This window comes from Saccharopolyspora endophytica (assembly GCF_018070075.1).
Taxonomy (GTDB): Bacteria; Actinomycetota; Actinomycetes; order Mycobacteriales; family Pseudonocardiaceae; genus Saccharopolyspora; species Saccharopolyspora endophytica.
In genome coordinates this window covers 687,455-700,396 of the sequence record NZ_JAGPXE010000001.1, presented here as the reverse complement: position 1 = coordinate 700,396, position 12,942 = coordinate 687,455, and the positions used below count along the sequence as shown (strand labels likewise).

The following is a 12,942-nucleotide window of genomic DNA, read 5'->3' as shown; positions in this document are numbered from 1 at the left end:
TTTGCGCCCTCCCCGCCACGCACCGCGGAACAACGACACCCCCGCCACCTCCGGCGTCGCCCGCACCCCGCCCCAGGCCACCCGATCTCAGTGGAAAACCAGGCCCCCGACTTCCACTGAAACCAGAACTCCGATTTCCACTGAAATCGGGCGGTTGTGGGGTGAGGTCAGATGATCGGGAGGCGGAGGGCTGCGGGGGCCGACGGCGGGACGGCCGGGGACTTGGGTTCGACCGGGGCGATCTTCCGGTAGCCCTGGGACTGGTCCGGGCGGGTGTCGGGCTCGCCCTTGTTCGGCCACAGGGAGAAAGCGCGCTCGGCCTGGGCGGTGATCGTCAGCGACGGGTTCACGCCGAGGTTCGCGCTGACCGCCGAGCCGTCCACGATCGACAGCGTCGGGTAGGACCACGCGCGGTGGTACGGGTCGATGACGCCGGTTTCCGGGCTGTCGCCGATCGCGCAGCCGCCCAGGAAGTGCGCGGTCAGCGGGATGTCGAACATCTCGCCCCAGGTGCCGCCCGCGATGCCGCCGATCTTGTCGGCGACCAGGTCGTTGGCGCGCTCCCCCGCCGGGATGTAGCTCGGGTTCGGCGCGCCGTGACCCTGCTCGGAGGTCAGGAACCGCTTGCCGAACATCCGCTTCACGCTGGTGGTCAGCGAGTTGTCGAGGCTCTGCATGACCAGCAGGATCACGGTGCGCTGGCTCCACTTGCGCACCGAGAGCATCCGCAGCGACAGCAGCGGGTTCTCGCGCAGGAACCTCCCCAGCTGCTTCCACCGCGAGCCGTTGCCGCCCTTGGTCGCGGGGATCTGCAGCAGCCCCATCGCGTTGGCGCCCTTGGTGTAGCGGACCGGCTCGATGTGGGTGTCCTCGTCGGGGTGGAACGAGGAGGTGATCGCAACACCGGTGGAGAAGTCGCGGTCCGGGTCGACCTGGCTCACCTGCGAGCCGATGATCGCCTCGGAGTTGGTGCGGGTCAGCTTGCCCAGCCGCTTGGACAGCCGCGGCAGGTCACCGCTGTCGACGCTGCCGTGCAGCAGGTTCTGGGTGCCCCAGGTGCCGGCGGCGACCACGACCTGGTCGGCGCTGAAGATCTTCGGCCTGCGGTTGAGCTTCGCGCCGGTGCGGGAGGTGGCGATCCGCCAGCGCCCGTCGGCGCCCTTGCCGAGCCGGTTGACCGTGGTGAGCGGGAAGATCTCCGCTCCGGCCCGCTCCGCGAGGTGCAGGTAGTTCTTGACCAGCGTGTTCTTCGCCCCGACCCGGCAGCCGGTCATGCAGGCGCCGCACTCGGTGCAGCCGGTGCGCGCCGGGCCCGCCCCGCCGAAGTAGGGGTCGCCGTCGGTGCGGCCGGGTTCGTTGAAGTACACGCCGACCGGGGTCGCGTGGAAGGTGTCGGCCACGCCCATGTCCGCGGCGACCTGCTTCATCACCACGTCGTGCGGGGTTTCCGACGGCTGCTCGACCACGCCGAGCATCTTGGTGGCCTGGTCGTAGTAGGGCGCCAGCTCCGACTCCCAGTCGGTGATGTGCGCCCACTGCGAGTCCTGGTAGAAGGGCTTGAGCGGCCGGTATAGCGTGTTGGCGTAGTTCAGCGATCCGCCGCCGACGCCGGCACCGGCGAGGATGAGCACGTCGCGGAGCATGTGGATCCGCTGCACGCCGAAGCAGCCCAGCTGCGGGGCCCACAGGAACTTGCGCAGGTCCCAGGAGGTCTTCGGCAGCTCCTCGTCGGAGAACCGGCGACCCGCTTCGAGCACCGCGACCCGGTAGCCCTTCTCGGTCAGGCGCAGAGCGGCAACGCTGCCGCCGAAGCCCGAACCGATCACCACCACGTCGAAATCGGTACCGCCATCACCACGTTGTGCCATGCGCGACAGACTAAAGGAACCTACTGATCAGTAGCTAGACCTGTTCCGGGGTGTGGGAGGTGCGGTTCGGGCCGAGAACACCTCACCCGCGCAGCATCAGGCCGACCTTCTGGAACTCCTTGAGGTCGCGGTAGCCCGTCTTGGCCATGGCGCGGCGCAGACCGCCCATGAGGTTCAGCGTTCCGTACGGGTCGCTGCTCGGACCGAACAGCATCTTCTCCAGATCCGCGTCGGTCCCGGCGAAGCCGACGATCTCGCTGCGCGGCAGGTTCGGGTGCGCGGCGGCGGAGGTCCAGTAGTAGCCCTGGGCGGGCGATTCGGTGGACTCGCTGAGCGCCTCGCCCAGCATCACCGCGTCGGCACCGCAGGCGATGGCCTTGGCGATGTCACCGGAGTAGGACAGCGCGCCGTCGGCGATGACGTGCACGTAGCGACCGCCGGTCTCGTCCAGGTAGTCGCGGCGGGCCGCGGCGGCGTCGGCGACCGCGGTCGCCATCGGCACGCCGATGCCCAGCACCTGCGTGGTCGTGGCCGCGCGGGACTGGCCGAATCCGACGATCACACCGGCGGCACCGGTGCGCATCAGGTGCATCGCGGTCCGGTAGTCGCCGACGCCACCGGCCACCACCGGCACGTCCAGCTCGTTGATGAAGCGCTTGAGGTTCAGCGGCTCGCCGTCGCGGGCCACGTGCTCGGCGGAGATGATCGTGCCCTGCACGAACAGCATCTCGACGCCGGCGGCCAGCAGGTCGGGGGTCAGCTCCTCGGCGTGCTGCGGGCTGACCCGAGCGGCGACCGTGACACCGGAGTCCTTGACCTGCCTGAGGGCCTCGCTGAGCAGGTCCAGCCGGATCGGCGCGGCGTGCAGCTCCTGCAGCCGCGCGATCGGCGCCTCCAGGTCGCTGCTCTCCTCGGCGAGGCGGACCACGTCGGCGATCTTGTCCTCGACATCGGTGTGGCGGGCCCACAGGCCCTCGGCGTTGAGCACGCCCAGACCACCGAGCTCGCCCATGCGCACCGCCGAGGCGGGCGAGACGACCGCGTCGGTCGGATGCGTGATCGCCGGGATGTCGAAGCGGTAGGCATCGATCTGCCAGGCCAGCGACACGTCCTTGGACGATCGGGTGCGCCGCGAGGGCACGATCTCGACGTCGTCCAAGTCGTAGCCGCGCATGGCGGTCCGGCCCATGCCGATCTCAACCTGATCGCGCACCGTGTGTCCCTCCTAGCAGCGGATGTCCAGCGAAACATTCTCTCCGCAAGCCCGGAACTCCCGCTGCCCGGGTCCCACGATCACACTCAGCGCACGGCCGAACTCACACCGTCAGGCAAGCGGCGAAGCCGCTTCCTCAGTTCCCCACCCGAGCAACCGGCACCGCCGCAGGTTCGCCAGCGGCTCTCTGGCGAGGACGGCCACTCCGCCGTGTATTGGACATACATCAGGAGTGGCACCCGCAGTCCAGAGAGCCGCTCAGGTTCTGCTACCCGCACCGCTGAGCAGAGCGGCCACGGAGTTCCCGAGAAAACTCAGCGAGTGGTGTAGTTGGGGGCCTCGACGGTCATGGTGATGTCGTGCGGGTGCGACTCCTTCAGGCCCGCCGCGGTGATCCGCACCAGCTTGGCCTCCTGGAGCTCCGGGATCGTGGTGGAACCCGTGTAGCCCATGCCGGAGCGCAGACCGCCCACGAGCTGGTCGACGACCTGGGACAGCGGCCCGCGGAACGGGACCCGGCCCTCGATGCCCTCCGGGACCAGCTTGTCCTCGGAGAGCACGTCGTCCTGGAAGTAGCGGTCCTTGGAGTAGGACTTGGCCTGGCCGCGCGACTGCATCGCGCCCAGCGAACCCATGCCCCGGTAGACCTTGAACTGCTTGCCGTTGACCAGCACCAGGTCGCCGGGCGACTCGGCGGTGCCGGCGAGCAGGCTGCCCAGCATGACCGAGCTGGCACCGGCGGCGATGGCCTTGCCGATGTCACCGGAGTACTGGATGCCCCCGTCGCCGATGATCGGCACACCGGCCGGCTTGCAGGCGACGCTGGCTTCGTAGATCGCGCTGATCTGCGGGACGCCGACACCGGCGACCACGCGGGTGGTGCAGATCGAGCCCGGGCCGACGCCGACCTTGACCGCGTCCGCACCCGCGTCCACGAGCGCCTGCGCGCCCGCGCGGGAGGCCACGTTGCCGCCGATGACGTCGACGGAGTTGCCCAGTTCCTTCTTCAGCGTCGAGACGGTGTCCAGCACGGCGCGGGAGTGGCCGTGAGCGGTGTCGACGATCAGCACGTCCACGCCCGCGTCGACCAGGGCCATCGCGCGCTCGTGCGAGTCCGCGCCGACGCCGACGGCGGCGCCGCACAGCAGCCGGCCGTCGGGGTCCTTGGTGGCGCTCGGGTACTGCTCGGTCTTGACGAAGTCCTTGACGGTGATCAGGCCGCGCAGCTTGCCCGCGCCGTCGACGATCGGCAGCTTCTCGATCTTGTTGCGGCGCAGCAGGCCGAGCGCCGCGTCAGCGGTGACGCCGACCTGCGCGGTGATCAGCGGCGCGGTGGTCATGACCTCGCGCACCTTGCGCGTGTAGTCGACCTCGAAGCGCATGTCGCGGTTGGTGATGATGCCGACCAGCGTGCCGTCGGGGTCGGTCACCGGGACACCGGAGATCCGGAACCGGGCGCACAGCGCGTCGACCTCGGCGAGGGTGTCCTCCGGCGAACAGGTCACCGGGTCGGTCACCATGCCCGCCTCGGAGCGCTTGACGACCTCGACCTGGGACGCCTGCTCCTCGACGGAGAGGTTGCGCTGCAGGATGCCGACGCCGCCCTGGCGGGCCATCGCGATCGCCATCCGGGCCTCGGTCACGGTGTCCATCGCGGCGGACAGCAGCGGGACGCGGAGGCGAACGTTGCGGGAGAGCTGGGTCGAGGTGTCCACCGCGCTCGGGATGACGTCCGACTCGTCGGGCAGCAGGAGCACGTCATCGAAGGTCAGACCCAGCGTCGCGAACTTATCGGGGAGGCCGGGAGCGGAGAGTTCGCTGGTCATGGCGAGGGATGTGCCTTCCTTCACGATATGGCCCACAAACCTTCAAGGTGCGGCTTGCTGGGATTACCACGGCGATCGCGTCCTGCGCATCAGCTGTGCTGAATAGCAACGCGGTGTCCGGATAGAGGATTCCCCAGATGATAGAGACCACAGGTCAGGGCGCGGTTGCCCCGTCCCGGCAGGGGTGCGCCAGACCACGGGCAGTGGTGGCAGGCGTGTGAAACCCGCCCCGAGAGCCCCGCGCAGGCGATGCGCCCGGTACCGTGCGGGCCGTGCCGCACGATCCGATGCCACCAGACCCGTTCGCGGGTGATCCGGAAGATCCGAGCATGGCACTCGGTGACCACGACGCCGAGGACGGTCCGCCGCTCGGCGACGAGGAGCGCGCCGAGCTGCTCGCCGACCTGACCGACCTGGCCGTCTACCAGGCACTCCTGGAGCCCAGGGGCGTCCGGGGCATCGTGGTCGACTGCGCGGACTGCGGGGAGTGCCACTACCACGACTGGGAGCTGCTGCGCTCCAGCCTTTCCCAGCTCCTGCACGACGGCCGCATGCGCCCCCACGAACCGGCCTTCGACCCGGACCCAGGGCAGTACGTCACCTGGGAGTACTGCCGAGGCTACGCAGACGGAATGACCGAGAGCGAAAGCGCTCTCTGAGCTTCTGATTCCAGACTCATCTTGCTTGGCGGTGCGGGTAGGGGAACCTGAGCGGCTCCGTGGACTCCGCGCGCCACTCCTGATGTATGTCCAATACACGGCGTCGCGGCGTGCTCGCCACGAAGCCGCTGAAGAACCCCCGGCGGTGCAGGTTGCGAGGGTGGGGCAAAGAGAAAGCACCTTCGGTGCTTGCCTGACGTGCAAAAGGGGTTCCCGCGTTCGATCGGGAACCCCTTATTCGCTACCTCAGGGAGTTGATGTCTGGGGTTGGTTGGGCCAGAACCATCCGCCGGACGAGCTCTCCGAACTGCTGGTCTCGCTCGGCGACGTGGTCGGCGAGGTCGGACCGGTGGTGCTCGACGGCGGGGTGGTGCTGTCGGTCGGCGGCACGCCCGGGGGCGGCGGCAACGGCTGCGACGGGGACGGCTGAGTCGTCGGCGGCAGCGTCGTCGTCGGCGTCGAGGACTGCGAGGAGTCGTTCTCGCCCTGACCGATGCGCATGGTCAGCGACTCGTGCGCGGCCCGGAGCTCGGACAGACCGTGCTCCTTGTCCACGTCGGCCAGGTGCTGGTTGGCCGACCGCAGCGCCTCCTCGGCGGCCATCCGGTTGCCCCGCTCGACCTCGCTCTCGGCCGTGTCGAGATCCGTGCGAGCCGAGGCGGCTGCCTGAACCGCGCGCGTGTGATCGGTGTAGAGCACCTGGGCCACGCCCCACAGCATGTCGCCGGGCTGCGCGTCCCGGGCGGCCACGCCGACGCCGGTGAAGGTGATCATCAGAACCGCTGCCGCGGTGGCCACCGGGACGAGGTGCCTGCGGCGCAGGAAGCTGCGCGGCCGGCCGGCCTCGGCGATCGCCGCAACGGCGGTGTCGGTGTCCACCAGGTCACCGATCGGGGCCGAGTCGACGTCCTGACGCCACGCCACCAGCAGCTGTTCCAGGCTGGGGCCGCCGTCGGCCGTCGCGGGCACGTCGGGGTTGGTTCCGCCCAGCGCGTCGAGGAGGGCGTCGTCCTCCTGCAGCGCGGCCAGGTCGATCGGTTCGTCGCTGAAGTCGTCGAGGTCGGTGAGCTCCTCGTCCGCGTCACCGCGCGGACGGAAGGTCAGCACCTCGGCGCCGGCCTCTTCGCGGGAGGTCTCGGACTCGTCTGAGCCGGAGTCCCGGTGGTTGTCGCTCAGTTCCGTTCCCTCGCCTGCGGATCCCTCAGCAGGAGCTAGGTCCCGCTCGTCTGCATGGGTCGAACGGTCCTGCTCCAGGGCGGATTCCTCGACGGGTTCGCCTCCCAGCTCCCCATCGGGCCCTTTCCGCTCAGCCATTCAGACCACCTCCTCCGCGGACAGCGTCTTCCGCAACCGGGCCAGTGCGCGATGTTGTGCTACGCGCACAGCGCCCGGTGTCGAGCCGACCGCTTCGGCGGTTTCCTCCGCCGACAGCCCGACTACCACCCGGAGCAGCAGGATTTCCCGCTGCTTGGCCGGGAGGATTTGGAGCAACTGCGCCATCCTGCCCGAGAGCTCACCCTGCATCGCCCGCTGCTCTGGACCGGCCTCGGACTCCGGGGTGTCCGGCATGTCCGCGACCGGTTCTGAACGGTTGCGAGCTGACGCACGGTGCGCATCAGCCACCTTGTGCGCGGCGATGCCGTACACGAACGCCAAGAACGGACGACCCTGGTCCTTGTACGTGGGCAGCGCGGTGAGCACCGCCAAGCACACTTCCTGGGCGACGTCGTCCGCTGACGCGAACGACCTCTCGTTTCGTCCGACCCTGGCGCGGCAGTACCGCACCACCAAAGGACGGATTTCGGCCAGCAAGCGCTCAATCGACTGACGATCGCCGTCGACGGCGGCGCTTACAAGAGCGTCCAGCCCGTCCCCCACATTGGTCATCGCAGACAGCAGCCCTGGTGTTACGCGTTCAAGCGATTCGGATTTGCCCGGCGTGTTTCGCGTGCACCGCACGCCGCGCCGTGGTCACCGTACCGGGCTGGAGGCGTTCGCAGAACAGGGACCGGGGGTCGGGGGCCGTCGTCGTCACCCATCCACATCTACCAGAAGCCGTGGACGGCGGTGTTTGTCCAGGCCACCGACATCGTCGTGGTGCGTGGGACAGCGGTCGGAGACGATCTTCACATCGTCTCGGTGAAGGTGCTCGGCGGCGGCGACGGCCGAGTGGAGAAGGTTCTCGCCGCCTGCACCTGAAGCCGGGCCGACCGGAGGCGGCTATGGCTCACATCACGGAATCCCCTGCGTCGCCGTGAAACACGGCGGGCACGAGTGCGATGCGAGCCACAGCCACTCCCGAAGCGTCAGCTCACCGGAAGGCACTCTCGTCCGGCGGTCACCGGCGTCCCCCAACTCCGTGCCGGTGCCACCTGGTCACCAGCTCAGGCGACGAGACCGCGGCGGAACCCGTGCGCCACCGCTTGAGCGCGGTCGCGGACGCCGAGCTTGCGGAACAGCCGGCGCGCGTGGGTCTTGACCGTGTCTTCGGAGAGGTAGAGCTCGCGGCCGATCTGGCCGTTGCTCTTGCCCTGGCTCATGCCGCGCAGCACCTGGAGCTCGCGCTCCGTGAGCTGCACGCCGGGGTCGGACGGTTGCCGCGGTGCGGGCACCGAGGTGCTTGCCAGCGTGTGGGCCAGCGCCGCGACGAGTTCGGGCCGGGGACGCGTCCCAGCGGAGGTAACCGCGGGCACCACCGGCGATGGCCGCGGCGATGCTCGCCGCGTCGTCGGGGGCGCCGAAGACGATCACGTTGGCTTGGGGATGCGCGGAGACGAGCCGGCGCGTGGCCTCGACGCCGTTGGGCACGGCGCGCTGGGTTCCCACCAGCACGACGTCCACGGCCTGCCGCGAGAAACGGGCCAACAGCTCGTCGCCATGTGCGACGCAATCGATCCGGCTCACTCCGGGGACAGCTGACATCACACGAGTGAGCCCTTCCCGGACGCTACGTCGGTCATCGCAGATCAAGACCGTCGTCACGGGAACTCCTTCCTGCAGGCGAGTGACGTTCCACATCCCCTATCGGACGCATGAGGCGAAACCTTGACACGATCCGGTGCTTAATCCCTCCAGAATTCGGGCCGCGGACACACGTGAGGGACATTCACTGGAACGGAGCAGGCCCCGGTCGTTACCCCCCGAGAGGACGCGACCCCGCGTCATACCTGCGACGTTCACCCGATCGCTGCGAATGTGACGATCACTTCGCCCGTCCGAACGAACATCGAGATCGACCCCGCAAATGGTTCTGTGATTTGGGTCACATCGTACTCAACTCAGCCCAGGACGGTAGCGGAAACCCGGGACACGGCGGTCTCGAGCGACCCGAGCAGCTCCACGTGGCCGGGCAGCGCCTCGGCCGACCAACCCGCCCCGGCGACGAACGCACGGGCCCGCTGCCGGGTGATCGGGATGTCGTCGAGGACGCGCGGAGCCGCGTAGTACGGCTGATCCGCCCACAGCACCACCGCGGCCGGCGCGGAGCGCTTCACGGCGGCGGCGAGGCCCTCGCGCGGCAGGGCGGCGCCGAACAGCCGGTGCCCGACCCGGTTCGCCGCCAGCGCGGCGGCCAGCGCCACGAGTTCGAGCTCCTGGTTCTCGCCGGGGACCGGCGCGAGCACCACCGGCCGCGGGTTCTCCGGCTTCGGGGCCCGCGCGATGACCGAGCGCAGCGCGGTCGACGCGCAGTCGTGGAGCAGCTGGAGCACTTCGACACCGGTCCCGGAGCGCTGCCTGCGCTCGCTGACCGCGCGCAGCACCGGCTGCAACATCTCCTGCCAGGTCCGGACCACGCCGTCGCCGTCCATCGACTCGATCAGCAGCTGCTGCACCGACCACGAGTCCAGCGCCAGCGCCGCGCGGCCCAGCCCGCGGGTTCGCGGCCCGGCACCCGAGAGCTTGAGCCCCCGGCCGCCGGTGTTGGCCCCGGCCAGGGCGAGTTCGTCATCGGCGCCGTCGAGCACGCCGGACAGCAGCACCGGCCCGTCCTCGGCCTCGGTCCGCTCCGGTGAGGAACCGTCCGGGCGGCGCTGCGGGGGCGGTGCGGCGACCGTGCGCGCGTAGCGGGCGACCTCCATCGGCGAAGCGCCGCGCAGCAGCGCGCGCTGCATCTGTTCCAGGCGAGCGATGTCGTCCGGCCCGTAGCGGCGGTGCCTGCCGCTGGTGTGGTCGCTGGGGCCCAAGCCGTACCGGCGGTCCCAGGTGCGCAGCGTGGCGGGCGCGACGCCGAGCCTGCGTGCGACCGCGGCGACGCTGAGCCTCGGCTCGTCGTCCAGACCGATCCCCTCCGGCTCCTGCGCTGACGTCTCCGACGCGCCCACTCCATCACCAGCCGGTGAATCGCCGAGCGGGTCGGGGGTGTGCACCCCCGCAATTGGTTCAGGCCGCGTCGTCACCCGGCACATATTCCGGTTCTCGCCCGCCGAGAGCAAGCCGGTCGGACTTCGATCACCCCATTTCCAAGGATCACACCAATGATGAACAGCTTTTGGCGCGAAAGGGGTTGAACAAGTTTTGACTCGGTTCTACGGTCGGATCATGCGAGGCTGCGGCGGTCCCGTCGTAGCAAGGGAGGGGATCCACCGGTGGGAGGTGGTTGTCGCAATGGCAGACACTCGACGTCTTCCAGGACCGAACGCCGATATCTGGGATTGGCAGATACGGGGCTCGTGCAGGGGGATGGACAGCGCGTACTTCTTTCATCCGGACGGAGAGCGAGGTCCGGCACGAGCGAGGCGTGAGGCGAAGGCGAAGGAGGTGTGCCAGCACTGCCCTGTGCTAGCCCAATGCCGCACTCACGCATTGGCGGTCCAGGAGCCGTACGGCATCTGGGGAGGACTGTCCGAGTCAGAACGGGAAGTGATCATCAAGGCGCGCAAGCGCCACCAGCTGGCGGTAGCGGCCGGCTGACCCCAGGACCATGACCGGCGGTGGGGGAAGCGCCGCAGGTCAGGTGGGCCGGGAACGAATGGCACGAGGGGCGTCATTCGCTCCCGGCGGAAGCGGAAAAAGAGATCGGGGCGGTACCCAGGCATGGGTACCGCCCCGATCTTTGGCGTCGAGCGAGCGGCTCAGCCGCTCGTCCGCCGGAGTGCCTTCTGGTCAGTGACCGTGGCCGTGGCCGTGCCCGTGGCCGGCCGCTTCCTCGGTCTCCTCCGGCTTGTCCACGACGGCGCTCTCGGTGGTGAGCACCATGCGGGCGATGGAGGCCGCGTTGGCGACCGCGGAGCGGGTCACCTTCAGCGGGTCGACGATGCCGGCCTGCACCAGGTCGCCGTACTCGCCGGTGGCGGCGTTGTAGCCGGAGCCCCAGTTGAGGTCGCGGACCTTGGACACCACGACGGCGCCCTCCTGCCCGGCGTTGGAGGCGATCCAGAACAGCGGAGCCTCCAGCGCGCGGCGGACCAGCTGCACGCCGGTCGCCTCGTCACCGGTCAGGCCGAGGTTGTTCTCCAGCGACTTGGCGGCGTGGATCAGCGCGGACCCACCACCGGGCACGCTGCCCTCCTCGGCGGCGGCCTTGGACGCCGCGACGGCGTCCTCGATCCGGGACTTGCGCTCCTTGAGCTCGGTCTCGGTGGCCGCGCCGACCTTGATCACCGCGACGCCGCCGGCCAGCTTGGCCAGCCGCTCCTGCAGCTTCTCGCGGTCCCAGTCGGAGTCGGTCGCCTCGATCTCCTTGCGGAGCTGAGCGGCGCGCTCGGAGACGTCCGCGGCGGAACCGCGACCGTCGACCAGCGTGGTCTCGTCCTTGGTGACGGTGACCCGGCGGGCCGCACCCAGCACCTCGGGACCGGCCTCGGAGAGCTTCAGACCCAGCTCGGGCGCGATAACCTGCGCACCGGTGACGATGGCCAGGTCGTCCATGAACGCCTTGCGGCGGTCACCGAAGAACGGGGCCTTGACCGCGACGACCTTGAGGGTCTTGCGCACGGCGTTGACGGCCAGGGTCGACAGCGCCTCGCCCTCGACGTCCTCGGCCACGATCAGCAGCGGCTTGCCGTCCTGCACGACCTTCTCCAACAGGGGCAGCAGCTCCTGGATGTTGGAGATCTTCTCCCGGTGCAGCAGGATCTGCGCGTCCTCCAGGACGGCTTCCTGGCGCTCGGCGTCGGTGACGAAGTGCGGCGAGACGAAGCCCTTGTCGAACTGCACGCCCTCGGTGAGGTCCAGCTCGGTGGCCAGCGTCGAGGACTCCTCGATGCTGATGACGCCGTCCTCGCCGACCTTCTCCATGGCCTCGCCGATCAGGTCGCCGATGGCCTCGTCACGCGAGGACACGGTGGCGATCTGGGCGATGTTGTCACGGCCCTTGACCGGGGTGGCCTTGGCCTTCAGCGCCTCGACCACGGCCTCGGCGGCCAGGGTGACGCCCTTGTTCAGCGACGCCGGGTTCGCGCCCGCGGCCAGGTTGCGCAGGCCCTCGCGGACCAGCGACTGGGCCAGCACGGTCGCGGTGGTGGTTCCGTCACCGGCGACGTCGTTGGTCTTGGTCGCGACGTTCTTGGCGAGCTGGGCGCCCAGGTTCTCGAACGGGTCCTCGAGCTCGATCTCGCGAGCGATGGTGACGCCGTCGTTGGTGATCTGCGGTCCGCCGAACTGCTTGTCCAGCACGACGTGCCGGCCTCGCGGCCCGAGCGTGACCTTCACCGCGTCGGCGAGCTGGTTGACGCCGCTTTCCAGCGCACGGCGCGCCTGCTCGTCGAAGGTGATCTGCTTAGCCATTTTTGCTACAGCCCTTCAGATGAGTGCCTGATCCCGAACATGCAGCCGCCCCGGCGGTCCCGCGGTCGGGACCGCCGGGGCGGCTGTGCCCACGCTGGGTGGGCGCACGATGATCTGGCGTCAGTTGACGACGGCCAGCACGTCGCGGGCGGAGAGGATCAGGTACTCCTCGCCGTTGTACTTGACCTCGGTGCCGCCGTACTTCGAGTAGATGACGACGTCGCCTTCCTTCACATCCACGGGGATGCGGTTGCCCTTGTCGTCGATGCGACCCGGGCCGACTGCCAGGACCTTGCCCTCCTGGGGCTTTTCCTTGGCGGTGTCCGGGATCACGATGCCAGACGCAGTCGTCGTCTCGGCTTCGCTCGCCTGGACCACGATCTTGTCCTCAAGCGGCTTGATGCTCGCCACGGTGTGACCTCCACCTTCTGGGGCCTTCGAAGCGTTGGCTGGGAATGACGGCTCCGTCGCTCCCCGTCGTCGCGGGTGCCGGGGCGCGGTGGCGCCGTGCTGCTAGCACTCTACCTAGGAGAGTGCCAGCGCTCAACAACCACCCGCTCACCCGAACGCCGGAACGCGACTTCGCGCATTCAACGGCACCGCTCGGACCTCGCGGCGAGCGGGGTTCATTCAACCCGCACCGAGCCCTC

At 69.4% G+C, this 12,942-nt stretch carries 11 protein-coding genes and 1 pseudogene; 3 read left to right on the top strand and 9 right to left on the bottom strand.

The annotated features are described in order from the left end of the window. Positions 1-167: 167 nt before the first annotated feature. From KBO27_RS03405 to guaB, 3 genes are all read right to left on the bottom strand, one after another. Positions 168-1,868, bottom strand: a complete 1,701-nt coding sequence (locus KBO27_RS03405; RefSeq protein WP_210968459.1) for a GMC family oxidoreductase N-terminal domain-containing protein — start codon at positions 1,866-1,868, stop codon at positions 168-170. 82 nt (positions 1,869-1,950) lie between these two features. Then, entirely contained in the window at positions 1,951-3,081 is a 1,131-nt protein-coding gene (locus KBO27_RS03400) for a GuaB3 family IMP dehydrogenase-related protein (RefSeq protein ID WP_210968458.1), read from the bottom strand. Positions 3,082-3,395: 314 nt separating this feature from the next. Next, positions 3,396-4,907: an IMP dehydrogenase gene (gene guaB / locus KBO27_RS03395; protein WP_132676931.1), complete on the bottom strand. Its 1,512-nt coding sequence runs from the start codon at positions 4,905-4,907 to the stop codon at positions 3,396-3,398. A gap of 287 nt (positions 4,908-5,194) precedes the next feature. Between guaB and KBO27_RS03390 the strand changes: the two genes are divergently transcribed. Beyond that, positions 5,195-5,566: a DUF5319 domain-containing protein gene (locus KBO27_RS03390; RefSeq protein ID WP_132682682.1), complete on the top strand. Its 372-nt coding sequence runs from the start codon at positions 5,195-5,197 to the stop codon at positions 5,564-5,566. A 246-nt stretch (positions 5,567-5,812) separates the two neighbouring features. Here the strand turns inward: KBO27_RS03390 and KBO27_RS03385 are convergent, their stop codons facing one another. Both KBO27_RS03385 and KBO27_RS03380 read right to left on the bottom strand, forming a co-directional pair. Then, positions 5,813-6,880, bottom strand: coding sequence for an anti-sigma-D factor RsdA (locus KBO27_RS03385; RefSeq protein WP_210968457.1), 1,068 nt, complete (start codon positions 6,878-6,880; stop codon positions 5,813-5,815). Continuing rightward, the gene (locus tag KBO27_RS03380) at positions 6,881-7,453 is read right to left on the bottom strand and encodes a sigma-70 family RNA polymerase sigma factor (RefSeq protein WP_093414059.1); all 573 of its coding nucleotides are present in this window, start codon (positions 7,451-7,453) and stop codon (positions 6,881-6,883) included. A 180-nt stretch (positions 7,454-7,633) separates the two neighbouring features. On the opposite strand from KBO27_RS03380, the gene KBO27_RS34105 reads away from it, so the two are divergent. Next, positions 7,634-7,765: a hypothetical protein gene (locus KBO27_RS34105; protein WP_281420605.1), complete on the top strand. Its 132-nt coding sequence runs from the start codon at positions 7,634-7,636 to the stop codon at positions 7,763-7,765. Positions 7,766-7,950: 185 nt separating this feature from the next. Here the strand turns inward: KBO27_RS34105 and KBO27_RS03375 are convergent. Together KBO27_RS03375 and KBO27_RS03370 are read right to left on the bottom strand one after the other, a co-directional pair. Further along, a pseudogene (locus KBO27_RS03375) lies at positions 7,951-8,548 on the bottom strand (response regulator transcription factor). A 296-nt stretch (positions 8,549-8,844) separates the two neighbouring features. Continuing rightward, positions 8,845-9,888, bottom strand: a complete 1,044-nt coding sequence (locus KBO27_RS03370) for a MerR family transcriptional regulator (RefSeq protein WP_307870212.1) — start codon at positions 9,886-9,888, stop codon at positions 8,845-8,847. Between the two features lie 283 nt (positions 9,889-10,171). Here KBO27_RS03370 and KBO27_RS03365 point away from each other — a divergent pair, with 283 nt between their 5' ends. Beyond that, positions 10,172-10,477, top strand: coding sequence for a WhiB family transcriptional regulator (locus KBO27_RS03365; RefSeq protein ID WP_132622826.1), 306 nt, complete (start codon positions 10,172-10,174; stop codon positions 10,475-10,477). 192 nt (positions 10,478-10,669) lie between these two features. Here the strand turns inward: KBO27_RS03365 and groL are convergent, their stop codons facing one another. Together groL and groES are read right to left on the bottom strand one after the other, a co-directional pair. After that, a complete protein-coding gene (gene groL / locus KBO27_RS03360) occupies positions 10,670-12,292 on the bottom strand; it encodes a chaperonin GroEL (protein WP_210968455.1) in 1,623 nt (540 codons plus the stop codon). A gap of 120 nt (positions 12,293-12,412) precedes the next feature. Next, positions 12,413-12,703, bottom strand: a complete 291-nt coding sequence (gene groES / locus KBO27_RS03355) for a co-chaperone GroES (protein WP_093414065.1) — start codon at positions 12,701-12,703, stop codon at positions 12,413-12,415. Between the last annotated feature and the right edge of the window lie 239 nt (positions 12,704-12,942).